Origin of the sequence: Halosolutus amylolyticus (genome assembly GCF_023566055.1) — an archaeon.
In the GTDB taxonomy this organism is placed as follows: Archaea; Halobacteriota; Halobacteria; order Halobacteriales; family Natrialbaceae; genus Halosolutus; species Halosolutus amylolyticus.
On the sequence record NZ_JALIQP010000002.1, the window covers coordinates 209,356 to 234,177 of the forward strand.

General features: G+C 66.8%; 21 protein-coding genes and 1 tRNA gene. 9 read left to right on the plus strand and 13 right to left on the minus strand.

The genetic code is table 11. From position 1 onward, the window contains the following. Positions 1 to 64 precede the first annotated feature (64 nt). The 5 genes from MUN73_RS07415 to MUN73_RS07435 form a co-directional block, all read right to left on the minus strand. On the minus strand, positions 65 to 865 hold the full coding sequence (locus MUN73_RS07415; protein ID WP_250139820.1) for an NAD-dependent epimerase/dehydratase family protein: 801 nt from the start codon (positions 863 to 865) through the stop codon (positions 65 to 67). 111 nt (positions 866 to 976) lie between these two features. After that, complete coding sequence (locus MUN73_RS07420) at positions 977 to 2,218, minus strand: ABC transporter permease (RefSeq protein ID WP_250139821.1); 1,242 nt, start codon at positions 2,216 to 2,218, stop codon at positions 977 to 979. Next, entirely contained in the window at positions 2,215 to 3,495 is a 1,281-nt protein-coding gene (locus tag MUN73_RS07425; RefSeq protein ID WP_250139822.1) for an FtsX-like permease family protein, read from the minus strand. Before MUN73_RS07425 ends, MUN73_RS07420 begins: the two co-directional genes overlap by 4 nt. Further along, positions 3,485 to 4,204 carry an ABC transporter ATP-binding protein gene (locus MUN73_RS07430; RefSeq protein ID WP_265339182.1) on the minus strand — a complete coding sequence of 240 codons (720 nt, stop codon included), beginning with the start codon at positions 4,202 to 4,204 and terminating at the stop codon, positions 3,485 to 3,487. The genes MUN73_RS07425 and MUN73_RS07430 overlap by 11 nt, the downstream gene beginning before the upstream one ends. Before the next feature lie 387 nt (positions 4,205 to 4,591). Continuing rightward, a complete protein-coding gene (locus MUN73_RS07435) occupies positions 4,592 to 5,881 on the minus strand; it encodes a DUF7405 family protein (protein ID WP_250139824.1) in 1,290 nt (429 codons plus the stop codon). 117 nt (positions 5,882 to 5,998) lie between these two features. Between MUN73_RS07435 and MUN73_RS07440 the strand changes: the two genes are divergently transcribed. After that, positions 5,999 to 6,526 carry an SRPBCC domain-containing protein gene (locus MUN73_RS07440; protein WP_250139825.1) on the plus strand — a complete coding sequence of 176 codons (528 nt, stop codon included), beginning with the start codon at positions 5,999 to 6,001 and terminating at the stop codon, positions 6,524 to 6,526. A gap of 115 nt (positions 6,527 to 6,641) precedes the next feature. Here the strand turns inward: MUN73_RS07440 and MUN73_RS07445 are convergent, their stop codons facing one another. Beyond that, the gene (locus MUN73_RS07445; protein ID WP_250139826.1) at positions 6,642 to 7,307 is read right to left on the minus strand and encodes an HAD family hydrolase; all 666 of its coding nucleotides are present in this window, start codon (positions 7,305 to 7,307) and stop codon (positions 6,642 to 6,644) included. A 171-nt stretch (positions 7,308 to 7,478) separates the two neighbouring features. On the opposite strand from MUN73_RS07445, the gene MUN73_RS07450 reads away from it, so the two are divergent. Continuing rightward, positions 7,479 to 8,033 carry a DUF6735 family protein gene (locus tag MUN73_RS07450; RefSeq protein ID WP_250139827.1) on the plus strand — a complete coding sequence of 185 codons (555 nt, stop codon included), beginning with the start codon at positions 7,479 to 7,481 and terminating at the stop codon, positions 8,031 to 8,033. Between the two features lie 41 nt (positions 8,034 to 8,074). Here MUN73_RS07450 and MUN73_RS07455 read toward each other — a convergent pair whose 3' ends face one another. Beyond that, complete coding sequence (locus tag MUN73_RS07455; protein ID WP_250139828.1) at positions 8,075 to 9,850, minus strand: MutS-related protein; 1,776 nt, start codon at positions 9,848 to 9,850, stop codon at positions 8,075 to 8,077. Positions 9,851 to 10,005: 155 nt separating this feature from the next. On the opposite strand from MUN73_RS07455, the gene MUN73_RS07460 reads away from it, so the two are divergent. Both MUN73_RS07460 and purF read left to right on the plus strand, forming a co-directional pair. Next, a complete protein-coding gene (locus MUN73_RS07460) occupies positions 10,006 to 10,896 on the plus strand; it encodes a ribonucleotide-diphosphate reductase subunit beta (RefSeq protein WP_250139829.1) in 891 nt (296 codons plus the stop codon). A 211-nt stretch (positions 10,897 to 11,107) separates the two neighbouring features. After that, on the plus strand, positions 11,108 to 12,580 hold the full coding sequence (gene purF / locus MUN73_RS07465) for an amidophosphoribosyltransferase (RefSeq protein WP_250140813.1): 1,473 nt from the start codon (positions 11,108 to 11,110) through the stop codon (positions 12,578 to 12,580). A 58-nt stretch (positions 12,581 to 12,638) separates the two neighbouring features. Here the strand turns inward: purF and MUN73_RS07470 are convergent, their stop codons facing one another. The 3 genes from MUN73_RS07470 to MUN73_RS07480 form a co-directional block, all read right to left on the minus strand. Then, positions 12,639 to 13,229, minus strand: a complete 591-nt coding sequence (locus MUN73_RS07470) for a methyltransferase family protein (protein WP_250139830.1) — start codon at positions 13,227 to 13,229, stop codon at positions 12,639 to 12,641. Positions 13,230 to 13,307: 78 nt separating this feature from the next. After that, positions 13,308 to 13,871: a DUF420 domain-containing protein gene (locus tag MUN73_RS07475; RefSeq protein WP_250139831.1), complete on the minus strand. Its 564-nt coding sequence runs from the start codon at positions 13,869 to 13,871 to the stop codon at positions 13,308 to 13,310. A 528-nt stretch (positions 13,872 to 14,399) separates the two neighbouring features. Continuing rightward, a tRNA-Leu gene (locus MUN73_RS07480) sits at positions 14,400 to 14,484 on the minus strand. A 143-nt stretch (positions 14,485 to 14,627) separates the two neighbouring features. On the opposite strand from MUN73_RS07480, the gene MUN73_RS07485 reads away from it, so the two are divergent. The 4 genes from MUN73_RS07485 to MUN73_RS07500 all read left to right on the plus strand — a co-directional run bounded on the left by MUN73_RS07485 (position 14,628) and on the right by MUN73_RS07500 (position 19,869). Beyond that, positions 14,628 to 15,167, plus strand: a complete 540-nt coding sequence (locus MUN73_RS07485) for a helix-turn-helix domain-containing protein (protein ID WP_250139832.1) — start codon at positions 14,628 to 14,630, stop codon at positions 15,165 to 15,167. Positions 15,168 to 15,216: 49 nt separating this feature from the next. Then, positions 15,217 to 16,503 carry an alanyl-tRNA editing protein gene (locus tag MUN73_RS07490; RefSeq protein WP_250139833.1) on the plus strand — a complete coding sequence of 429 codons (1,287 nt, stop codon included), beginning with the start codon at positions 15,217 to 15,219 and terminating at the stop codon, positions 16,501 to 16,503. Between the two features lie 72 nt (positions 16,504 to 16,575). Then, entirely contained in the window at positions 16,576 to 17,814 is a 1,239-nt protein-coding gene (locus MUN73_RS07495) for a mandelate racemase/muconate lactonizing enzyme family protein (protein ID WP_250139834.1), read from the plus strand. A gap of 285 nt (positions 17,815 to 18,099) precedes the next feature. Continuing rightward, complete coding sequence (locus MUN73_RS07500; protein WP_250139835.1) at positions 18,100 to 19,869, plus strand: glycoside hydrolase family 13 protein; 1,770 nt, start codon at positions 18,100 to 18,102, stop codon at positions 19,867 to 19,869. Positions 19,870 to 20,101: 232 nt separating this feature from the next. On the opposite strand, the gene MUN73_RS07505 is transcribed toward MUN73_RS07500, so the two are convergent. The 3 genes from MUN73_RS07505 to MUN73_RS07515 are packed head-to-tail and all read right to left on the minus strand — an operon-like array spanning position 20,102 to position 23,236. After that, on the minus strand, positions 20,102 to 21,103 hold the full coding sequence (locus MUN73_RS07505; protein ID WP_382182371.1) for a sugar ABC transporter permease: 1,002 nt from the start codon (positions 21,101 to 21,103) through the stop codon (positions 20,102 to 20,104). Next, positions 21,100 to 22,128: a carbohydrate ABC transporter permease gene (locus MUN73_RS07510; RefSeq protein ID WP_250139836.1), complete on the minus strand. Its 1,029-nt coding sequence runs from the start codon at positions 22,126 to 22,128 to the stop codon at positions 21,100 to 21,102. Before MUN73_RS07510 ends, MUN73_RS07505 begins: the two co-directional genes overlap by 4 nt. Before the next feature lie 10 nt (positions 22,129 to 22,138). Beyond that, positions 22,139 to 23,236 carry an extracellular solute-binding protein gene (locus tag MUN73_RS07515; protein ID WP_250139837.1) on the minus strand — a complete coding sequence of 366 codons (1,098 nt, stop codon included), beginning with the start codon at positions 23,234 to 23,236 and terminating at the stop codon, positions 22,139 to 22,141. Positions 23,237 to 23,596: 360 nt separating this feature from the next. On the opposite strand from MUN73_RS07515, the gene MUN73_RS07520 reads away from it, so the two are divergent. Next, a complete protein-coding gene (locus MUN73_RS07520) occupies positions 23,597 to 24,721 on the plus strand; it encodes an ABC transporter ATP-binding protein (protein ID WP_250139838.1) in 1,125 nt (374 codons plus the stop codon). Positions 24,722 to 24,822 lie beyond the last annotated feature (101 nt).

A 24,822-nucleotide genomic window follows, 5' to 3' on the forward strand; every position in this document is an offset into this window, starting at 1 on the left:
CACCGACTGTCGGGGCCGATCGATTCCCGCCCCGACCGCCCGACGAACGCGTCTCCGAATTCCGTCACGTCGTCGACAATCCGTCCCGACCGTCGTCCGCGTCGTCGAGCACCGCTGCCGCGTCGTCCTGCGGGTGATAGTCGAATTCGAGCATCGTCTCCGTCAGCGAGAGGAACCGTTCGGAATTCCGGGAGATGCCGTGGGCGACCGTCGGCGTCTTCGACAGCGATCGGGTCGCGACCGCCCGCATCAGTCGCCGACAGTCGCCCGGACTGAGCCACATCGCGCGGGCGTAGCGCTCCCCGGCGGCGTCGCGGTCCGCGACCTCCTCGCGGAGTTCGTCCCGGGAGAGGAGCCAGCCGATTCGCAGGTTGACCACGTCCATGCCGGTCCGGTGCGCGTAGTACGATCCCATCGCCTCGCCGAAGACCTTCGTCACGCCGTAGTAGGTGTCCGGATCCGGCGGGTCGTCGGGTCGCACGACACCCGGCGACCCGATCGTCGACTCCGGACGGATCGAGGAGACCGCGTTCCCCATGTTGACCGCGTGGTTCGAACTCGCGAAGACGACGCGCTCGAGGCCGTGTTCCGCGGCCGCCTCGTAGGCGTTGTAGACGCCGTCGACGTTCGGCCCCGACACCGCGTCCCACTCGGCCCGCGGATCGGGAGTGGCCGCGAGGTGAATCAGGACGTCCTGGTCCCCCAGCGCGTCGACGAACGCGTCCCTGTCGGCGATTTCGATCGTCGTCGTCTCCAGGTCCTCGGTCTCGCTGTGCGAAAAGAGCGTCAGGGTCTCGTCCGACAGCGCCTCGATCGCTTCCCTCCCGACCCGGCCGGACGCGCCGGTGATCGCGATGTCGGTCATAGCGAGTCGACACCGACCCGACGGAAATAGGTCGGCCCAGCGCGTTCCGGCCGCTCGGTTACGGCGAGAGGGGATCGATCCGTCCGCCTCGATCGAGCGGTCGCGCCGCGATCACTCCTCCAGGTGCTCGACCCGGGCGTACCGTCCGGCTCGCCAGCCGGTGACCAGCGCGACCAGCGTCCCGACGCCGACGGCGAGGAGGAAGCCGACGGCGTAGACCTCGTGGGACGTCCGCAGGAGCCGGTCGAATCCCACGACCGAGGCCGCGAGCCGGTTCAGGCCGGCCGCGATCGGCGGTGTCGCCGCAATCCCGACGAGTCCGCCGAGCACGCCGACGAACAGGCCCTGGACGCCGATCGTGCCGGCCAGGAGCGGGCGAGAGAGCCCGATCGCCCGGAGCGCGGCGAGCTGTTCGCGTTGCTGGGCGGTCACGAGGACGAACAGGTTGGCCGTGAGCACGACCCCGCCGACGACCGCGAGGCCGACCAGCGTGAACCCGCTCGCGAGCACGATCGGCCGCTCCTCGATCATCGCCTCGATCTGTTCGTCGCTGGTCCGGACGTCGTAGGCCGGGTACGCCGCCGCGAGGTCGTCGCGGACGGCGTCCCGATCGGCGTCCTCGGCCACGTCGGCGGTGACGAACGTCGCGCGATCGGTTCCCGCCGTTCCGGTGACGACCTGCAGATCGACCAGCGGGATCGTCACCGAGGGCGTTCCCAGGTACTGCGAGTGGTGCCCGGAGATGCCGACGACCGTGAACTCCTTCGCTCCCTCCCCCTCGCGACTCGCGCCGACGTAGATCGTGTCGCCGACGCCGACGTCGTGTGCCTCGGCGATCCGCGGATCGATCACGATCTCGCCGGTCGGGGGTTCGTCGGGAGGTGCCCCCTCCTCGGCCACCACGTCCTCCCGGTCGAGGTTGAACCCGCCGCCAGCCTGGAAATCGAACCCGTCGTGGGTCTCGTGGATGCCGACCGCGGATCGCCGTTCCAGGTCCGAGGGCTCCGTCCCGACGTAGATAGCGTGCATCGCGATCGGGGTCGCGGACTGGACGTCGTCCCGGGCGCTGACCTCCCGTGTGACGCCGTGGGCGTCGGCGATCGGGTTCTCGGTCCCGCTGGCGGCCGGATCGACCGGTTCGCTCGCGATCCAGATGTCGCGATCCGCGCTGTCGAGTCCGTCCTCCCCCGTCTCGACGACGCCGATACCCAGCCCGGCGAGCAACGTCACCGAAAGCACCGCCAGCGTGACTGCCAGCACGGTGAGCGCGGTCCGGCCGGGTGCCCGCCGGAGCTGTGCGAACCCGATCCCCGCGACGGCGCACGTCCGTACGACCAGCCCGCTTATACTCATCGGCTCACCTCCTCGAGGACGGTCGTCCGGCCGGCGACCGCCAGCGGGTAGGGGACGGCTACCAGTCCGGACAGCAGTGCGACGGCGAGCGCGTACGGCACGAACAGCGGCGTGACGATCGCGACCGTGCCCGTGGCGAGGGTCGCACTCGCGATCGCGTTCACGGCAGCGATCCCGAGGACACCGAGACCGAGTCCCAGGACTGCACCACAGAGCGTCGTGAGTCCCGTCGTCAGCGCGACGACCGCGAGTCGGCTCCGGGTGGGAAAGCCGACCGCCTCGAGGACGGCGAGCGTCCGGCGATCCCGATCGACGGTCATCCCCATCGTCGTCGCGACGAACGCCGCACAGATCGACACGCCGACGACGAGCGCGAGCAGGCTCGTCGCGAGCGCCAGCCCGTCGCCCAGCAGCGTCGACGGATCGCCACCGTTCGTCGACTCGATCGTCGCGTGCGGATACGCCTCCTCGGCGGCCGACGCCGCCGCGTCGGACTCGCCCCACACCAGGAGCTGGGTGGCGAGCTGGCCCTCGTCGGCACCCGCGAACGTCTGCAGGTCCGACAGTCTGACGAGCGCGACGGGAACGTCCGTCTCCGCGTCCGCACTCGACTCCTCGACCGAACCGACGGTGAGCGACGGCGAGCTAGATCCCGCGTAGACGCTCGAGACGGCGACCTCGTCGCCCGCGGACGCATCGAGGCGGTCACTCGCCGCGTCCGAGAGGACGATCGCCGAATTCGGCGGTCGGCCGTCGGTCCCACCGTCGGATCCCGAATCCGCCGACGCGAGTTCGCTCGTCGAGAGTCCCGCGACGGTCCGCGGCTCGTCGTCGGGGGCGACGCCGACCAGGAGAATCGTCCGGGGCTCGCCGTCGGTCGACTCGAGCCGAACCGTCTCGAGCAGGACCGGAGACGCGTGGTCGACCCCCGACTGCGAGCGGATCTCGGTGGTCCGGTCGTTGGCCATCCCGAGTCGTGGCCCCTCCAGGCCGTCGACGGTCGAGAGCGTCCCGCCCTCTTCCGGCGTGATCCGGACGTCCGCGTCCGTCTCGGAGGCGACTCCTCCCTCGGCGAGCGCCAGCGCGACGCCCGTGATGACGAGCAGGAACGCGATCGTCAGCGCGACCGCGACGATCGTCGAGACGATCCGGCCCGTGACGGTTCGAGTCGCCCGCTTCCAGAGCCGGGTCGCCGTCAGCCCGACGAGCCCGGTCCACCGCGTCCGTCGCCGGCCGTCGATCGCGTCGCGATCCGGGTCGGCGGTGTCATCGGCCATCCTCGATCACCCTCCCGTCACGGAGCGTGACCACCCGATCGGCGACGGCCAGCGTCGAATTGTCGTGCGAGGCGACCACGACCGCCCGATCCCGGCCGATGTCGGTCAGCAACTCGAGCACGTCCGTTCCGGTTTCCGTGTCCAGTTCGCCGGTCGGCTCGTCCGCGACGAGGACGTCCGGATCCGTCGACAGCGCCCTGGCGATCGCGACGCGCTGGCGTTCGCCGCCGCTGAGTTCGCCGGGGAGGTGCGTGACCCGGTCCTCGAGTCCGACCCGCTCGAGTAGCGTCGTCGCCCGTTCTCGCCGGTGCGATCGGGGAACGCCCTCCTGGACGAGCGGCAGGGCGACGTTCGCCCGGGCCGAGAGCGACGGCAGGAGGTGAAAGCGCTGGAAGACGATTCCCACGTGCCGACGGCGCAACCGGGTCCGTTCGCCGCCCGAAACCGCCGCGAGATCGGTGCCACACAGTTCGACGCTGCCCTCGGTCGGCACCAGGAGGCCGGTGATCGCGTGCAGGATCGTCGACTTGCCGCTCCCGCTCGGTCCCCGGAGGCCGACGACTTCGCCCTCCCGGACGGTAACCGAGACGTCGCGGAGCGCGGTCACCGATCGATCCCGACGGGATCGAAGTCCCCGGCCAGTCGACCCGTACACGTGCGAGACGTTCTCGAGACGGACGATCGCCGACGCGTCGCGGTCGTCGACCAGTTCAGTCGCGTCCGTCCGTGCGTTCCGGTTGGATACTGTCACGGGGAGTCTCGTCTCGACGAACGTCCCGATGTGCTATTGTTTCGGTCCGGCTTCCCGCAAACAGGCGACTGTTTATCGACTGTACAGAATCACAAACTGAATTTTGCCGATCTTACACCCGATAAGACGAAGTGGCGAGACCGTGGCCGCTTACCGGTGGAGTCGTACACACGATGCTGTAGCCTCCCGTGAACCGTCTGGATCCAGAAGCGGCCGGTTCGACACGTCATAGACCGTGAAAGACAGCAGTCAGGAATAGTCACACTGACTGCAATCGGCCCCGATCGACGTGAGGATACACGAGAACCAGATTCGGAACCCTCGAGAACCGGAGTCGGCACCCGGTCACTCCGGCTGCGGCGTCGGTAACGCCCGATGTTGCCGCGGCGGGACCAGATAGTTCGCCCGCCTGGTGACCGAGATGTACTGGAGAATGCCGTTGTTGTTGACCGGACCGACCGCACCGTCCGTGAGGTCGCTCCCGGTCATCGCCTCCCGGGTTTTCACGAAGTCGGCGATCGATCGCTGGTGGGCGAGGAAGTGGAGGCCGGCCCGATCGTCGTCGGTCGAGTTGAAGTCCCGGCGGAGGATGATCGGGTCGCCGTCCTCGCGTGCCCGGCCCGCCTTCTGTGCGTGCCCGACGATACCCGTGGTCCGGGCGTCGTCCTCGGCGTCGTCGATACAGTCCTCGACCCCGCTTGCGGTGCCGAGGTTGTGGCCGGCACCCTCGACGCGGTCCTCGGACGCGTGGGCTGGACAGAACATCTTGGCGACGCGCTGGTCGCGACTGTCCTGTTCGTACCACTGCTGGAGTCGCAGTTCGATCTTCGAGAGGTGAGTCGTCGTGCCGCCCGCGAAGGGGCCCTCCGCGATCGTCACGCGGTCCTCGCTCGCCTGGTTGCGATCGAACCCGCTCTTGAATCCCATGAACATCGGGGAGTCTTCCGGGACGGGTTCGGTGTCCGGGATGCCGGTGACGCCCGCCTGCTTCTCGGCGGGCAGTCCCTCCCCGAAGAACCCGGGTCGGCGATCGGCCACCTCGAAGATCCCCTCGACCGTCGCCTCGACGTCGACGTCGTTGACCGCGTCGAGTTCGCCGGTGAGCGCTTCCTCGGCGCTCAGGACGACCTGCCCGTGATCGCTGGCGAGGTGAACGAGCGCGTCGAACGCGTCCAGTTCCGGGTCTTCGATCCGGGTCAGCGGTTCGGGTTCCGGGAGGTCGACCGACTCGGGGAGGTCCTCGTCGAACCGATCGAAGTAGGCGGGCCCGTAGCCGACCGTCAGCACGAGGCCGTCGTTGCCGTACCGGTAGGCGCGTTCGAGGCTCTCGAGGGCGTCGGCGAACTGGGCGCGCTCCTCGTCGGTCGGCCCGTCGCTCACGTACTCGAGGCCGAGCAGGAGGTGGTGTTCGGGCGGGCGGACGTTCCCATGGTCGTCGGTCGAGAGGAACTCGTTCCACGCGTGCTGGCGATCGGGGCGCTCCTCGGGGGCGAGATCGGCCTGTGGCACGTCGACCTCCTCGCGCCCGAGACACGCCGAGAGCGCGCTCGCACCGCCGATCGCCACGGCCGTCCGGACGAACGCCCGGCGGGAGAGACCCCGGGCTGGACCGGATCGGGGACCGGACCCTGTCATAGTCGCTCCTCGGGGGCGAGCGATAAAGGGGGTTTTGGTGCGATCGGGCGTGCCTCGACGTCGCCGGACCGGTCACGATCGACAGTGCCATATCCGTTGGTACTGTAGGGTGCTAGCATGAATCAGGTCGAGGTGTTCGAGGAGATCGACGCCCCACCAGACGTCGTCTGGGACGTGCTCCTCGATTTCGAGGCCTACCCCTCGTGGAACCCGTTCATCCGATCGATCGAGGGGGAGCCGGTGCCCGGCGAACAGCTCCGGGTCCGGATCGATCCGCCGGAGTCGCGGGCGTTCACGTTCAAACCCGAAGTGATCTTCGTCGAAGAGAACCGTCGACTCGTCTGGCTGGGCCGACTGGGGGTCCCGTTCGCCTTCGACGGCTACCACGAGTTTCACCTCGAACCGATCGGCGGCGGTGAGTCGAGCGGCGCGAGGCAAACGTCGGAAGACCGCGGGTCGTCCGGAAGCGAGTACTCGTGGTCGGAGCGGGACTCCGACGGGGCCACGAGAACGCGACTCCTCCAGCGCGAAACCGTTCGCGGCGCGCTCGTTCCGCTGCTGTTCGACAGGGACGAGATCGCACGCGGCTTCCGGGCGATGAACGAGGCGCTCAAAGAGCGCGCCGAAGCGCGGGTCGTGGCCTGATACGGATTGCTGTACCGATGTACCGGCGCAACTGCGATCCGGGCGGCGGTTGCGCCGGAAATGACGTACAGTAACCCGTATGAGGGCAGATCGATCGGCGGCAACCGGCCGGCGACTACGACGACGTGGCGAGGTCGGTGATCGCCTCCAGGGAGTCGATTTCGTGGTCGGGCTCGGCCGACGTCCACTCCTCGTACCCCCTCGCGTGATCGCGCCAGAGGTAGGCCGAATCGATGCCGGCCGCATCGGCGGCCGCGACGTCGACCCAGCTATCCCCCACGTACAGCGGGTTCGTCGCGTCCAGGTCCTCGAGCGCCAGTTCGAGGTAGTACGGCGTCGGCTTCTTGCGATCGATCCCCGACAGCGTCGGCTCGCGGCCGTACCAGACCTCGACCCCGAGGTCGAAGTGCTCGAGGATGTTCCCGATCGTCTCGTGCTGGTTGTTGCTGACGATCGCGTTCGTCGACGCGAGCGAGTCGACCGCGTCGACGTCGTCGTACAGGCGTTTCCGGCCGGCCCGGAGCTCCTCGAGTTGGGTCTCGATCGCTGCACGTTCGCGGGCGGTCCAGAGGTCGTGCGGATCGACGTCGTACTCGCCGGCCAGCCGACGGAGCGAGTCCACGTCCGGCCCCAGCAACGTCTCGACGTGCCCGTCCGACGGCTCGGCGACGCCGACCCGCTCGAAGGCGTCGTGGATCGCATCGACGAGCGCGTCGCGATCCGTCGGCGTCGTCAGCACGCCGTCGTTGTCGAAGACGATCGCGTCGTATCGCGTCTGCATACTCGGTGGTGAGCCTAGGAACTGGAGACGTATCGTCGTTGTGCTCGCCAGGAGGCCACACGTCGACCGGAGGTTCAAGTAGGGAACCGCGGCCAGTAGCCCCGATGCAGCGACTGCCCGCGCGAGTCGGTTCGGGACGCGATCGGGACGCGATCGGCAACCGGAGGGACGATGGGCCATAGAGCGCTCGTCGCCTACCGGCGACCCGACCACCTCTACGACCTGCGGTACAGCCACTGGGGCGGCGAGGACCTCTCGCTCGCCGGCGCGATCACCGCCGAGTCGCCGCTTGCCGACGGCGCGGTCGCGCCCGACCTGCTCGCGGACGGGATCGCCCGCGATCGGATCCTCGCCGCACACCTCGATCCCTGCGTCCACGAGGCGCTGTACGTCGTCGCGCCCGCGGCCGACTACGCGGTGACCCCCTACCGCGTCTGCTGGCTCGAGTGGGGCGACGGCCGCGACGGCGGCCGGGGCGCGATCGTCGACGTCGACCCGGGACCGGCCGATCGCGACCTCCGGACCTGGTTTCGCGCGACCAAGACCGTTCTCGGGGACGTCGTCGAGATGGGGGCGCTCTCGAGACGCGCCGCGCTGGCGTACCTCGAGGCCCGGATCTGCGAAGAACGGGGCGGGACGGTCTACAGCTACGGCGGGTCGATCGACGCGACCGAGACCGGCGGCGATTCCCGACCGGACCACTGGCCGGACGACGGGCGTCGGTGACGGGTCGCGATCGCACCGGTCGATCGGTCCAGCGGGCCGTCTCACTCGGTCCAGCGGGCGTCGGCCAGCGTCCGCTGGACGACGTCGTTGCCGACCGCCTCGGCCAGCGTCTCGAAGCCCGCGCGTTCGCCCCGATCGGCCGCGTTCGCGACCAGTCGCGAGACGATGAACTCCGGGGTCGACCGCCCGACGGTGTCGAACCGCGGCTGGTAGTCGACCAGCAGTTCGAGGTCCGGGTTCAGCCCCTCCGCGAAGATGCCGTCGACCCGCGCCTCGGGCGGGAGTGGCTCCAGATCGTCCGCGAGGTGCGTGACGAAGACGCCGAGCGCGTCTCGATCGACCGACAGCGTGACCAGTCCGTGGAGCAGATCCGCCGCGCTCCCGGGTTCCGTGATCGCCTCGAACTCGTCGACGAGCATCAGGGTGCGCCCGCCGGTCGAGAGCGGCGGGACGATCGACCGGAGCGTCGACTCGAGCACGCCCGCGTTGAAACTCGCGTGCCGACGGTGGAAGACCAGCGAGTCGACGGGGGTCACTTCGGCGCGGTCGGCCGGCACCGGCAGCCCCATCGTCGCGAGCAGGACGACCTGGCACAGCGTCTCGAGCAGGGTCGTCTTCCCGCCGCTGTTCGCACCCGTCAGGACCGCGACGCGCTCCTCGCCGGGGGGTGCCTCGATGCTCTCGGGAACCGACGAGACGCCGTGGTCGCCGAGGCCGTAGGTGACGGGCTGGACGGACTCCTCGTCGCGCGCGGCGAGTGTGAGATTGCGCGCGTTGACGACGGAGACGGCCGCTTCGTCCCCCTCGACGAAGGCGGGTCGCGTGCAGTCGTACTCGAGCGCGAACCGGGCGAGCGAGAGGTGGAGCGCGATGTCGTCGACGGCCTCGACCGCCCGATCGACGGCGTCGCGGGCCGCCTCGAGCGTCTCCTCGAACTCGCTCGCGACCGTCTCCTCGCGCTCGTCGATCGCCGCGGTGAGGTCCGAGCGGAGCGTCCGCAGGGTTCCGCCGACGAAGTCCGTCGCGTCGGCCGCGTCGGTCGGCATCGCCGCCCTGACCCGATCGATCGTCACGTCGGCCTCGCTCAGGAGGTGGTCCTCGAACGCCTCGCGGAACCCCTCGACGTCGCGGACTCCCTCCGATCGAAGGTCCTCGATGAGTTCGAGGGCGTTCGCGTCGATGTCCTCGACCGTGCCGAGCGCGTCGCGGAGTCGGTCGAGTTCGTCGTCCGCGCCCTCGCGCACCCGGCCGCGATCGGCGTCGAGTGCAGCGAGCGCGTCCGCGGCCTCGGCGAGGGTCTCCCGTTCCAGGTCGGCGATCGCCGAAAACGGACCGGAATCGACCCCGGCGTCGAGCAACGCGAGCGCGGCCTCGACGGCGGCGCGTTCGCTCCCGTCGCGCTCGTCGTAGCGGCCGTAGGCCGCGAGGACGGTCTCCCGGTCGGCGTCGTCGAGGGACGCCCACGCGTCGCGGGCGGCGAGGACGTCGTCGAGTCGCCGTTCCATCTCCTCGCGGCTGGTGAGCGGCGTGAGGACCCGGATCCGGTCGGCGGCCCGCTGGGTGACGGCGTGGTCGACCGCCAGGTCCAGCAGGTCCTTGTAGGCCGATCGGGCGTCGCTCGTCGCCAACACCTCCATCCCGTCGCCGCCGGTCGCGCGGCGGAGGATTCGCGTCGCCCGCCCGCGAGCGAGGCCGGCGTCCGAGAGGGTCCGGACGTCGCCGCTCTCGATGGCCTCGATCGCTCGTTCGCGGCCGAGTTCCTCGACCAGCCGTTCCCGCGTCTTCGGGCCGACCCCCCAGTACTCCTCGAGTCGCATACCCGGGAATTCGCGTCGATCGTCTTGAAACCGTGTCATCGCGCGGCCCGGGCCGTGGACGTGCTCGATCGTCACCGGGCTGGCGAGCCCGTCCGTATAAAGACACGGTGGAACTAGTCGATACGGTTTTTTCGACAGCCTGCCAAGAACGTGATATGAGCACAGATAGCACGCGATCGACGCTGGATCACGATCGCCGATCGTTCCGGTACTACCGCAACGCCGTCGAGCGCCACTGGGACCCGCACGAGATCGATCTCGAGCCCGACCGGGAGGCGATCGAGGACGTGCCCGAGGTGGGCTTCGACGGCCTCCGCGAGACGCTCGCACTGTTCGGGGCCGGCGAGGAAGCCGTCACGGAGGACCTCTCTCCGCTCGCGGTCGTCCTGGACGACGTCGCTGACCAGCTGTTCGTCACGACCCAGCTCTACGAGGAGGCCAAACACGCCGACTTCTTCGATCGGTACTGGCGGACCGTGATCAACCCAGAAGAGGAACGGCGCGGTCTCGAGCGATCGTCGCCGACCGAGGACCGGTGGTTCAGCGAGCCCTACGACGAACTGTTCGAGCGCAACGAGGCGGCGATGCACCGGTTGCTGGTCGAGGATACGCCGGAGAATCGCGCGCTCGCGTACTGTCACTACCACATGACGATCGAGGGAATCCTCGCCCAGACGGGCTACTACGGGGTGCAGGGGAACTTCAGCGGCGACTACGAGGAGCTTCCCCGGCTCCCCGGGCTCGTCGAGGGCTTCTCGAGCATTCGGAGCGACGAAGGTCGCCACGTCGGCTTCGGAATGTGGAAATTAAAGACCCTGGTCCAGGACGAGGAGGTCGATCCCGAACTCGTCACGAGCACCGTGGGCGAACTCGCCCAACTTACCCAGCAAATCGTGGGCAACACCACGGGCGACGACGACGTCGGCATCGAAGAGGCCGAACTCGTGAGCTACGCCGCCGAGAAGCACGGCCAGCGGATGGAACAGATCACCGACACCAGCGCGGCGATGCCCGAAGTCGACGAACTCGTCGAACTGGAACGGTAACGGCGATCGTCCTCACACGCCGCATCCGTCCTGCCCCGTCTCCCGCGCGGGCGAGTGCCACTCGCCGACGCCGCCACCCATATGCACAAACGTGGATATATTTCGGCACGAATCACTCCCGGGGAAGCACAAACACGGGGATTTTTATCCGCTCGGCGTCCTACGGACGACCATGACTGATGGGCGGGGCGAGACCCCCCGGCGAACAGGGATGACCGAAAAGTGCGGCGTCGTCGGCGTCTCACTGGCCGGTCGAGACGCGGCACGTCCGTTGTACTACGCGCTCTACGCGCTCCAGCACCGCGGCCAGGAATCCGCGGGCATCGTCACCCACGACGGCTTCCAGCAGCACAGTCACGTCGAGATGGGGCTCGTGGGCGACGTCTTCGACGAGGGCGACCTCGACGTCCTCAACGGGGCGACGGGGATCGGCCACGTCCGGTATCCGACGGCCGGCTCCGTCGACTCCTCCTGTGCCCAGCCGTTCTCCGTCTCCTTCAAGAGCGGCTCGCTCGGGCTCTCGCACAACGGGAACCTCGTCAACGCCGACGAGATCCGCGAGGAACTCGCCGCCGCGGGCCACGCCTTCACCAGCGACGGCGACACCGAGGTCATCGCCCACGACCTCGCGCGAAACCTCCTCGAAGAGGACCTCGTCCGGGCCGTCAAGCGCACGATGGGGCGCATTCACGGCTCCTACGCGCTGACGATCAGCCACGACGATACGGTCCTCGGCGTCCGCGACCCGCAGGGCAATCGCCCGCTCTGTATCGGGAAACTCGACGACGGCTACATCCTCGCCTCCGAATCGGCCGCGATCGACACCCTCGACGGGGAACTCGTCCGGGACGTTCGACCGGGCGAACTGGTCGTCCTGCAGGAGGACGGCCAGGGATTCGACTCCTACCAACTGGTCGAGAACGAGCACACGGCCCACTGCTTCTTCGAACACGTCTACTTCGCCCGCCCGGACAGCGTCATCGACGAGACGCTCGTCTACGAGGCGCGCCGAAACCTCGGGCGCAAGCTCTGGGAGGAAAGCGGCGTCGAGACCGACGTCGTGATGCCGGTCCCCGACTCCGGGCGCGCGTTCGCCTCGGGCTACGCCGACGCCGCCGGGGAGACGACCCCCGACGGCGAGCCGCGCGACCCGGACGACGACGGCGTCGAGTTCGCCGAGGGCCTGATGAAGAACCGCTACGTGGGCCGGACGTTCATCATGCCGACCCAGGACGAACGCGAGCGTGCGGTCCGGCTGAAGCTCAACCCGATCAAGTCCACCATCGAGGGCAAGACCGTCACCGTCATCGACGACTCGATCGTCCGCGGCACGACCTCCACGCAACTCGTGCAACTGCTCAAGGACTGCGGCGCCGAGGAGGTCCACGTCCGCATCGGCGCGCCGGCGATCGTCGCCCCCTGTTACATGGGGATCGATATGGCCACCCGCGAGGAACTCATCGCGTCCGACAAGTCGACCGCGGAGATCCGCGACGCGATCGACGCCGACAGCCTCGCCTACCTCTCGACCGATGCCGTGGCCGAGGTCCTCGGGAACGAACGGATCGATCTCTGTCTCGGCTGCGTGACCGGCGAGTATCCCTACGACATCGAGGGCGAGGAGACCGATCGGGACGTGACCCGTCCCGACATCGGCGGACAGCCGCTCCGGGCGGACGACTGATTCTTCCCTCGCGCCCGCGGGTGGTCGGACTCGTATCGAGCCACCCCGTCTCGCGTCGCTACCAGAGCCCCGGAACGAGACGGTACGGCGTTCGATTTTCGTACTCGTCGTATTCGTCGCCCAGCGTCTCACGAAGGGCGCGCTCCTCGACGCGAATCCGATACCCGTAACCGCTCAGGCCGGCGACGACGAGGACGAGCATGCTCAGCCAGTTGGCGATCGCGATACCCAGACCGACCATCGAGAGTAGCGCCCCCGTGTACGAGGGGTGTCGAACCCATCGGTAGGGGCCGCTATCGACCACCGCATCACTTTCGTCGACCGTCACCACCAGGGAAAACGAGTCGTCGAGGACCCAGACGGCGTACTGCCGGACGGCGACGCCGACGAGGATCACCGCGAGTCCGAGCCAGAACGCGACCGTCGGGGACGGGAGTCGCAGCGACGGCGCGAGCGTCGCGGCCAGCGCGCCGACGAGAACGCCCCCGACGACGGCCAGCCCGATCGCGCGCTTCGAGCCGCGGTCCTGGCTCGCATCAGCCGGATCCCGGTATCGGAAGGCGATCGACCAGTCCGAGACGATCCAGATCCCGACCGCGAGCAGAAAGGCGGCCATCGACGGTAGCTCCGGATCCGTCTGAAGAAGCATACTCGATCGTTCGGTCACAGTACTGTAAGTGTTGATAATTCGTCACCCCCGGCGAAGTCGAGTCGTTCGCGATCGTCGTCAGTACACGCCGTGTAACAGCAGGTAGACCACGATCCCCAGCGAGAACGAGATCAGCCACAGGCTCGCCGCGATTCGCCCGAGGCGCGCGTGGCCGGTCCGGGGCAGTTCTTCGATCGGATACGCGGCGGCGAGCAAGAGCGCGTAGTACACCAGGGGAATGCAGACGACCGCGAGGAGGATGTGGATCGCCAGCACCGGCAGGTAGACGAACTGGTAGACGGCGTCGGGGCCGGGAAACGGTTGCGGTCCGCCGGTCGCGACCAGTCGGTAGAGGTAGAAGGTCAGGAAGGCCACGAAGAGTCCGAACGAGGAAAGCATCGATTTCCGGTGTCGATCGACGTCGCCGCGACGGATCGCCCGCCAGCCGATCGCGATCGTGCCGATCGCCGTCACGCTGATGACGACGTTGACGTGCGGGATCAGGTCGAGCACCCACTCCGGCGCGGTCGGCACCGTCGAGGAGGGAATTCGGCCGCCGGCCGCCGCGAAGACCACCGCGAGCGAGACCACGCTCAGTATCGCGGCGAGGGGACGGACGCGTTCGCGCGGAACGTATTCCATATCTCGGAGTTCGACTGTGTGGGGAAAGTGGTTACTATCCCGGAAGTGCCGCCCTCGTCGCGGTGCCGTCGAACAGCGATCGACGGCCGATCGGCTCCCGAAGCAGTGCGAGGTGGACGGCCCGATCGCTGTCGGGTGTAGTTTCCGGAAGGAATTATGCGTGGGTGATGTCCACGAAGGGAGATCACCTGCATCGTCTCGCTCGGCGGCAAAGCCGCCTCACGGGCAAAGCCCGTTCGGCAATCCGCAGAACCCAAGGGTTCTGCGCCCGCCTCACGTTTCGCGGCCGTCGGCCGCGCATGCGATGCGTGGGACCGGATTCGAACTTCCGTCGTTCCGCTACGCTCCACGACGACATTCGCGATTGGCGTTGCCAATCGCTCATCGGCGGACCCCTACGGGACAGCACCCGGTCTACGAAGTCCCGCCGCTCTTCGGTAGTAGCGTCGGAAGGAATTATGCGTGGGTGATGTCCGCGAAGGGAGATCACCTGCATCGTGTGTCGGTGGACGTCGTCCACCTATGCGATGCGTGGGACCGGATTTGAACCGGCGGACCCCTACGGGACAGCGCCCTCAACGCTGCGCCGTTGGCCTGGCTTGGCTACCCACGCTCGCGTACTCTTTCTGTCTTACTGCACTCGAACGTATCCAGTGTGATTATAAAAGCCCTTTCCTTTGGGTCCGCGCCTGCGGCGGGGTCACACGGGACCGGCCCAAGCGGAGATTTGAAATGCGATAGTTGCCAAACACTAACATGGCCAAGTATTCGACCGGTTCGTCCGGCGGCGGCGGTGGGACGAACTGCGAACTCTGTGGTGCCGAGAGCGACTCGCTACGACGCGCACAGGTCGCCGGGGCCGAACTCGAAGTCTGTCCCGACTGTGCGCCCCACGACGACAGTGGGGACGGCGGCCGGGGCGGGCAGGAACGCCGGGGTCAGGGCGGCGGTTCCGGGAGTTCCGGCGGTTCCCGGGACGAGACGAGTCGAAAGAAGAAGGCGGCCCAGAACGTCGCGAAGGCGAACCCGGTCTGGGACGGCGACTCCAAACACTGGGAGAAAGAGGGGACGAACTACGACGACGACCCCCTGCCGTACCTCGTCCCCGACTACGGCGACCTCCTCGTCGAGGCCCGCCGGGAGGCCGGCCTCCAGCGCGAGGAACTCGCCGACGAACTCGACGCGCGCGAGAAAGACGTCCTCGCGATCGAACAGGGGCGGGCCACCCAGGCGGGCGTCGGCGGCGGGCTGATCGAGGCGCTCGAGGACCGACTCGACGTGGAACTCGCCGAGTAGTCCCGATCGGCGAGCAGACTTTTGGTGGCGGCCGACGGAGTACTCCCCGATGAGTGGCCAACGGGCAGCAGCGGAGCCGTACACCACGCGGTTCGAGACGGAAGTGACCGCCATCGACGGGCGGACGGTCTGGCTCGAGACGAGTTACTTCTACGGCGAGAGCGGCGGCCAGCCCGCCGATCGCGGGACGATCGGCGACGTCGCGGTCGAGGACGTCCAGCACGTCGACGGCGAACAGGTCCACGTCCTCGCCGAGGAACCGTCGTTCAGAACCGGCCAGCGCGTGCTGTGTTCGATCGACTGGTCGTTCCGAATGTACTGCATGCGGGCCCACACGGCCAGTCACGTCCTCTACGGAGCGGGCAGGCGGCTCCTCGACGACCTCGGCTACGGCGGGTTCGACATCAGCGACGAGAAGGTCCGGGTCGACCTGGAGACCAGTACCGAGATCGACGACGAGACGCTGATCGAACTGAACGAACTGGTCAACCGCGCCGTCTGGGAGTCCCGGCCCGTCTCGTGGGAGGACGTGCCAGTCGCGGAGGCCCGCGAACGCGACGAGATCGCGTTCAACGAGGCCACGGAAGAAGGCGCCTTCCAGAAGGGCCGGGTCCGGATCGTCACGATCGGAAGCGCGGACGACAACGGGAACGGCGGGCGGCCGAACGGGGCCACGAACGGCGACGCGGGCGAGCCGTGGGACGTCGCCGCCTGCGGCGGAACGCACGTCCGGAACACCCGCGAGGTCGGACCCGTAACGGTGCTCGATCGATCGAACCCCGGCGAGGGACTGACGCGCGTCGAACTCGCCGTCGGCCCCCGGGCGATCGATCGGCGCACGGCCGAGAAACGAACGGCGTACGGCGCGAAACGGGCCCTCGGCGTCGCCATCGAGGACGTATCCGACGAACTCGCTCGGCTCGCCGACGAACGCGACGACCTCGCCGCGGACCTCGCGGAGCGGGAGCGGGCGCTCGTCGCGGAGCGACTCGCGAACGCCGAACCGATCGATCGAGGCGGCGAGACGTGGCTCACCGCGCGCGTCGGTGACCTTCCGACGGACACGGTGAGCGACGTGGTCCGCGAACGGGCCGACGCGATCGCCGCGGACGGCGACGAGGCCGAGGCAGAGACGGAGGCCATCGTCGTCGCCGTCGGCGGAGGTGACGACGGGCCCCCGTTCGCCGTCGTCGGCGCGTCCGGGAAACGATCCGCGGCGGCTATCCTCGACGACCTCACCGACGAGTTCGGCGGCGGTGGCGGCGGATCGGAGACGATCGCGCAGGGTGGCGGATTCGACGCGACGGCCGAGGAACTGCTCGACGCACTCGAGTAGCCGACGCACTCGAGTAGCTGTCAGGCATCGCCCGGTACAACCTATTACTGCCGCGGGAGCGAGGGACGGTACATGGGAGTAGATTACTCACAGCTGCGCGACCCGAACGCGGAGTACACGATGCGGGATCTCTCTGCGGAGACGATGCAGGTAACCCGGGAGCGCGGCGGCGATCGGGACGTCGAGATCACGGACGTCCAGACGACGATGGTCGACGGTAATTTCCCCTGGACCCTCGTGCGCATTTATACGGACGCCGGCATCGTCGGCACCGGCGAGGCCTACTGGGGCGCGGGCGCACCCGAACTGATCGAGCGCATGACGCCGTTCCTCCAGGGAGAGAACCCCCTCGACATCGATCGCCTCACGGAACACCTCGTCCAGAAGATGTCCGGCGAGGGCTCGATCGGCGGCGTCACCGTCACCGCCATCTCGGGCATCGAGGTCGCCCTCCACGACCTCGCCGGCAAGATCCTCGACCTGCCGGCGTACCAGTTGATGGGCGGGAAGTACCGCGACGAGGTCCGCGTCTATTGCGACTGCCACACCGAGGAGGAGGCGGACCCGATCGCCTGCGCCGACGAGGCCGAACGCGTCGTCGAGGACCTCGGCTACGACGCCCTGAAGTTCGACCTCGACGTCCCCTCAGGCCACGAGAAGGATCGTGCGAATCGCCACCTGCGGGAGCCGGAAATCGCCCACAAGGTAAGCATCGTCGAGGCGGTCACCGAGGCCGTCGGCTCGCGGGCCGACGTCGCCTTCGACTGCCACTGGACGTTCTCCGGCGGCAGCGCCAAACGACTCGCAAGTGCGCTCGAACCCTACGACGTCTGGTGGCTCGAGGACCCCGTCCCGCCGGAGAACCACGACGTCCAGCGCGAGGTGACCCAGTCGTCGAGCACGCCGATCGCCGCAGGGGAGAACGTGTTCCGAAAGCACGGCCAGCGTCGACTGATCGAAGACCAGGCGGTGGACATCGTCGCGCCGGACATGCCAAAGGTCGGCGGCATGCGCGAGACGGCAAAGATCGCGGACAAGGCCGATATGTACTACATGCCAGTGGCGATGCACAACGTCTCCTCGCCGGTCGCCACCGTCGCGAGCGCCCACGTCGGCGCGGCGATCCCGAACGCGCTCGCGGTGGAGTACCACTCCTACGAACTCGGCTGGTGGGAGGACCTCGTCGAGGAGGACGTGATCGAGGACGGGTACATCGAGGTTCCCGAAGAACCCGGCCTCGGCGTCACGCTCGACATGGACGCTGTCGCGGAGCACATGGTCGAGGGCGAGGAGTTGTTCGACGAGGCGTAAGCCGCGTCGAGCCGGCAAATCTCCGATTTGCGCTGTTCGACGACGGATAGCGATCGGCGTCGATCGGTCCCGAGATTTCGTATCGAACCGCAGTCACCGTCGACGGCCGTCGTTCCGGTCGGGACGGGTCGACTGCCACCGGTCTAAAATATATGATGAAATTTTTCACAGATTATTTGTGCCCCTGGGGAAAACCACGGTGTACGACCGTTCACGAGACGCTACTCCCCGTGCAGGGGGACGCACACAGCGGGAACGACCCCGAGATACGACCGGAGAAAGCCAATGACAATCTGTCGAGAAGCAGTTCATCACAAGCCGAAGAGCAACTACGCCTACGCGTTCGACGAAACGACCGTCCACGTTCGACTACGGACGAAACACGGAGACGTCGATCGATGCCGACTCCTCCACGGTGACAAGTTCGAGTGGCCGGAGAGCACGGAACTGACCCCGATGGAACGCGTCCACAGCGACGCACACTACGACTACTGGCAGCTGGCGGTCGAACCGGACAACCGTCGGCTCTGTTACGCGTTCCTCCTCGAAACCGCGGACGAGGCCCTGTGGTACACCGAGTGGGGATTCGAGTCGAGAGCCGAGAACGAACTGCCGACGGCCGGGACGGACCGATCGCTCCACTACTTCGAGTATCCGTTTCTCAACCCCGCCGACGTCCACGAGCCGCCGGAGTGGGTGTCCGACGCGATCTTCTACCAGATCTTTCCGGAGCGGTTCGCCAACGGCGATCGCGAACTCGATCCCGAGTCGGTCGAAGCGTGGGGCGGCCGACCGACGAGGGAGAGCTTCTTCGGCGGCGACCTCCAGGGGATCATCGACAACCTGGACTACCTCGAGGACCTCGGGATCACCGCGCTCTACCTGAACCCGATCTTCGAATCCTCGTCGAACCACAAGTACAACACGGCCGATTACAGGCGGATCGATCCGCACTTCGGCGACGAGGAGACCCTGCGCGAACTCGTGGATGCCGCCCACGACCGCGACATTCGCGTGATGCTCGACGCCGTGTTCAACCACTGCGGACGCCAGTTCGCCCCGTTCCAGGACGTCGTCGAAAACGGCGCCGACTCGGCGTACGCGGACTGGTTCCACGTCCACGAGTTCCCGATCGAGTTCGAGCCCCGCCCGAACTACGACACCTTCGGCTTCGAAGCCTACATGCCGAAGCTGAACACCGGGAACCCCGAGGTCAAGGAGTACCTCTTCGACGTCGCCACGTACTGGATCGAGGAGGTCGGTATCGACGGCTGGCGTCTCGACGTGGCCGACGAAGTCGATCACCAGTTCTGGCGGGAACTCCGCCGGGAGGTCAAAGCGGTCAAGCCCGGCGCGTACATCCTCGGCGAAATCTGGCACGACTCGCGACCCTGGCTTCGCGGCGACCAGTTCGACGCGGTGATGAACTACCCGTTCACCTACGCGGTGTACGACTTCCTCACCAACGAATCGATCGACGGAACCGAGTTCGCCGACAAGATCAGCCGGTTCCTCGTGCGCTATCCCGAACAGGTCAATCAGGTCCTGTTCAACCTGCTCGACAGCCACGACACGCCGCGGCTCCTCCACCGGTGTGACGGCGACAAACGATCGCTTCGGCTGGCGCTGTTGCTGTTGTTCACGTACCGCGGCACGCCGTGTCTCTACTACGGTGACGAGGTCGGGATGACCGGTGGCGACGATCCGGACTGTCGGCAGCCGATGGTCTGGGACCGATCGGAACAGGACCGCGAGTTGCGTGCATTCGTCGCCGAGTTGATCGAGTTGCGATCGAGTCTCCCCGCGCTTCGAGGCGGCACGCTCCGGTTCGTCGACGAGGAGTGTCACGGCGATCGGGTGGTCTACCGTCGCATCGCGGACGACGGCGACGAGATCACGGTGGCCATCAACCGCGGCCCCGACCCGGTCGACGTCTCTCTCCCGACGGACGCCCGGGATCGCGAACTGCTCTTCCAGGTCGGCGACTCCGACCTCGTGCAGGGTGAGGACGGCCAGGTCACGCTCTCCCCGACGTCGGGCGCGGTCTGGCGATAACACGGCGTCGCAGTCTCGATCGACTCGTTTTGCCGGATGAGTGTTCTCGATCGAGTTCGAGCGCCGCCACGGCGGGAGACGTGCCCGCGATAGGAGACAACTCCCGAGGGAGGCGACGCAACGAGAGACGCGATCACCGGCACGGCGGTGATGGGGGCCGATCGTCGGCAAGCGTCGCTGTTCGGAACACGATCGAGAGCGCACGAAAATCGAAAGCGGAGGGAGAAACGGGTCAGCCTTCCATGCCGCCGAAGGAGAGCCCGCTCTCGACGTAGCGCTGGGCGAAGAAGTAGATGATCGCGACGGGCATCGCGAACAGGATCGCGAACGCCGCGAACTCGGTCCACGGCGTCTCGTACCGGCCGGCCGTCGCGAGCTGGTACAGCTCCACGGAGAGGGTGTAGTTCTCCGGGCGCAACAACGTCTGGGCGATGATGAACTCGTTCCAGCCGGCGAGCCAGGTGAAGATGAGCACGACCGCGAGTCCCGGTTTCGAGAGCGGGATGATGATCTCGCGGATCGTATCCCACAGTCCGGCGCCGTCGATCATGGCGGCTTCCTCGTAGGAGACGGGGATGTTGTCCATGTAGGTCTTCAGCAGCCAGATGTTGAACGGAAGCGCCGTGGCGGCGTAGAACACGCCGAGCACGACGAGATTGTTCGTGAGCCCGGCGTTCGAGAACAGCGCGTACAGCGCGATCAGCGCCGCGATCCCCAGTCCGGCGCCGACCTGCGTGAACAGGACGTAGCCGTAGAGGATCTTCTTGCGGCCGAGGAACTCCCGCCGAGAGAGCGCGTACGCGCTCGGAATGATCATCGCCATGCCGACGGTGATGGTGACGGTGACGACGAGGAGGCTGTTGAACAGCGCTCCCGGCTGGCTGAAGTCCCCGAACTCGCCCCGGAACAGGAGATTCGACTCGTAGATCGCCCATCGATACGCGCCGAGACCGAACTCGGCGAGGTCCGGGAAGATCCCGTCCGAGGACATGAGTTGCGCGTTCGCTGCCAGCGATGCCGCGACGATCCAGTAGATCGGGAACAGCAACAGCACGACCATGAGGGTCGCGCCGAGCGTCGCACCGACGCTTTTGGCGACGTCCGCGGCGGTCCGCTGTCCGGTTCGGACGTCGTAGATCGCCGTCTGCATCGTCCGATAGACACGTACCGGAGTCAGTGCTGCCGTCCGCAGGTCGGTCCGGACCTTGTCGGCGATCGCTCGTGGGAGACTCATTGGTCCTCTTGCACCCCCTCGGCGAGGTTACCGTACTTCACCGAGAGCCACATGAACATCCCGATGAAGGCGATCGCGGTGACCATGATCGCGGACGCGATGCCGTACTGCTGGAACGAGATCGCCTCGCGGTAGCCGTACACGAGGATGAGTTCGTTCTGCCGTGCCGGACCACCCTCGTTGAACACCCACGGGACCAGGAACTGCTGGAACGAGGTCGCCGCGGTCAGGATCGATGCGAACAGGACCGGCCGTTTGATCGCCGGCAGCGTCACGGTCAGGAAGCGGTGGAAGTACCCCGCGCCGTCGACTTTCGCCGCGTCGTGGAGCTCCGTCGGAACGTCCTGCAAGGCGCTCACGATGATGATCACCATGAACGGATACGCCAGCCACGCCTCGGTGACGACGTACGCGAAAAACGCCGTCCAGCGGCCACTCAGCCAGCCGATGGGGACGCTGACGAGCAGGAACTCCGGTGCCGAGATCGACGTCCAGACGACGATCGAGTCGACGACGCCAGCCACCGATCGGACGACGTCGTTGTAGTAGCTCGCGAAGACGTTGAACACGCCGAACCGGGCGCTAGAGAACATTCCTCGCCAGACCGTGATCGTAAAGATCGGCGGAAAGCCCAGCGGGACGATGACCGCAGCACGCATGTGGCGTTTCCCCATCACGCGTGCGTGGTTCAGTACGAGGGCGATCCCGGTCGCGAGGAACACCTTGATGACGAGCGCGACTGCGACGAACAGCCACGTGATGCCCATCGACGTCCAGAACTGCGAGTCGCCGAACAACTCGACGTAGTTGTCGAAGCCGATGAGTTCGGAGCCGCCGCCGATGATCGTCCCCGCGTGGGTCGCGTCCGTCAGCGAGATGTAGACGAGATAGAAGATGGGGTACAGCATGAACGCCGAGAACAGCAAAATCCCGGGGAGAACGAGCAGCAACGCCCAGTCCCGCCGCTCGAACGGCAACCCATCGATCGCGTACGGGAGGCGTTCGTCAGAGCGAAGAAACGACATTGTTATGACGTTATTCCCACGCGTCGCGGACTCGCTCGGCTGCCTGTTCCAGCGCCTCGTCTGGCTCCTGTTCGCCGTTGAACACGCGCTTCAGCGCGTCCTCCGTCGGTTCCCAGACGTCGTCCATCTTCGGGTGGGCCGGCATCGGCATCCCCATCTCGACGACTTCCGCGAACGTCTGGACCGCCGGATCGATGTCGTCGTTCTGTGCGTGTTCGGTGTGGACCGGGATCATCCCGTGCCGATCGGCGTTGTTGAGGATGACGTCCTCGGAGGTGGTGTACCACTCGATCCAGTCGACGATCGCGTCGAAGACCTCCTCGTCGGCGTCCGCGAGCGTCGCGCTGAAGTACCACATCTGGACCCCCGTGTACGGGGTGGGCTCGTTGCCGTCGACCGTGGGGAGCGTCGTGACGCCGACGTCGACGTTGTCCCGGAAGCCGCCGAGTTGCCACGGGCCGTTGACCGCGAACGGTGCGTTGCCGTCGTTGAACACCGCAGTCTGGGCCTCGTAGTTCGGGTCTTCCGCCATGTACGGGAAGATGTAGTCGTTCAGGAACTCGAGCCCCTGCACGATTTCGTCGCTTGCGACGCCGAGCTCGTCGGCTTCGGCGTCGTAGAGGGTACCGCCAAACGCCTGGAGGAAGGGGCTACAGAAGTACGCGTCGAGATTGTACGAAATCCCGTACGTCCCACTCCCGTCGGGGTCGTAGTACTCCTCCATGATCGCGTCCATGTCTTCGGCCGTCTCGGGCGGTTCGTCGACCATGTCCTTGTTGTAGTAGAGAGTGACCGTCTCGGACCCGAACGGAAGCCCGTAGACGCTGCCGTCCCAGGAGACCGCATCCTGGGCACTGGCGCTGAACGTGTCGAGATCGACGTCGATGTCGTCGCCACCGTCGTACAGGAACGGCGGGTCGTCCCGGCCGGCGTACCGACCGACCCAGTCGTGTGCCCACGCCCACGTGTCCGGTCCGTCACCGGCGGGCATGGTCGTCTCGAGCTGGTCGTCCATGTCGCTGACCGATTCCTGGTTGAGTTCGTGGTCCGTCTCTTCCTCGAACTGCCCGATAAACTGTTCCAGATCCTCTTCCTGCGGTTCGCTCATGTCCGACCAGAGACGCGGTCCGTCTTCACCGCCGCCCAGAAGGCTTCCGAGACAGCCTGCGAACGCACTGGTCGCTGCGATACCACCAACCCCTTTGAGTAGCCGTCGTCGATCCACTGTCATAGTGAATATGTGATGAATAATGACTTCAGGTATTTAGAAGTTCGGGTGTCGTTCGTTCGCAGGCGCGTTTCACGGCCACAGGGGGCGATATTTGGCCGATTTCCCCGTCCTCTGCCCGATTCGGCCGGTGGTGACGCCGAAACGGCCCACCCGGGTAATAATGTGTGACGAAATAATGCACCCTAAATTAGAATTCTTGGGAAAGAGTTATGTGTGAATTCCACCCAGGACTAGCAAATGGCAACCCTTCGAGTGGAAAACCTTCGGAAAGAGTACGACAGAGGGTCGATCGTGGCGGTCGACGGGGTCGATCTCGAGGTGAACGACGGCGAGTTCGTTACCGTCGTCGGCCCATCCGGCTGTGGAAAGACGACTACACTGCGAATGATCGCCGGACTGGAAGAACCGACCGGCGGAACGATTCACCTCGGTGGAACCGACGTCACCGACGAGAGCGCCAAGACCCGGGACATCGCGATGGTGTTCCAGAATTACGCGCTGTATCCACACAAGACGGTGTACGAGAACATGGAGTTCGGTCTCCGGATGAGCACCGATCTCTCGAAGCCCGAGCGCGAGGAGAAAGTCCAGTGGGCCGCCGAGATGATGGATATCAGTGAACTTCTGGAAAAGAAACCCGACGAACTCTCCGGCGGCCAGAAACAGCGCGTCGCGCTCGGGCGGGCGATCGTCCGGGAACCGGAAGTGTTCCTGTTCGACGAACCGCTCAGCAATCTCGACGCGAAGCTCCGGACCTCGATGCGCGCCGAGATCCAGCGTCTGCAGGACGAACTCGGGATCACGTCCGTCTACGTGACACACGATCAGGAGGAGGCGATGACGATGGGCGACAAGATCGTCATCCTCAACGGCGGGACTCTCCAGCAGGTCGGCGAGCCGAAAGCGGTCTACGACGAACCGGCGAACGAGTTCGTCGCCGGCTTCATCGGGTCGCCCTCGATGAACTTCGTCGACGTCACCGCCCGATCCTCGGGGGAGGGCCTCGTGCTGACGGATGGAGCGACGTTCCAGTACACCCTGTCGCCGGAGTACGCGTCCGGCGTCGCAATCGAGGACGGCGACTCCGCGACCCTCGGAATCCGGCCCGAGGACGTTCACCCGGCCGACGGCGGCGAATCGATCCGGACGACCGTCGAGGTCATCGAACCCATCGGCAGCGACAACTACCTCTATCTCGACGTCTCGGAGGACTTCATCGCCCGGGTGCGGGCGGACTACGAACCGAGCGTCGACCAGTCCATCGATATCACGTTCGACGAATCGAAGCTCAGGCTCTTCGACGCCGAAACCGGCGAGTCGCTGCTCCACTCGAGCAAGGCGATGCCGACGCCCGGGGCCTGAACGATCGACGATCGGGCGACGGTGTCGAAGTACTCGGTTCGAATACGCCCCGTCTGCGGCCGCTGTAAGCTGTTCTCACTCGAACGCGAAACGACGCAAAA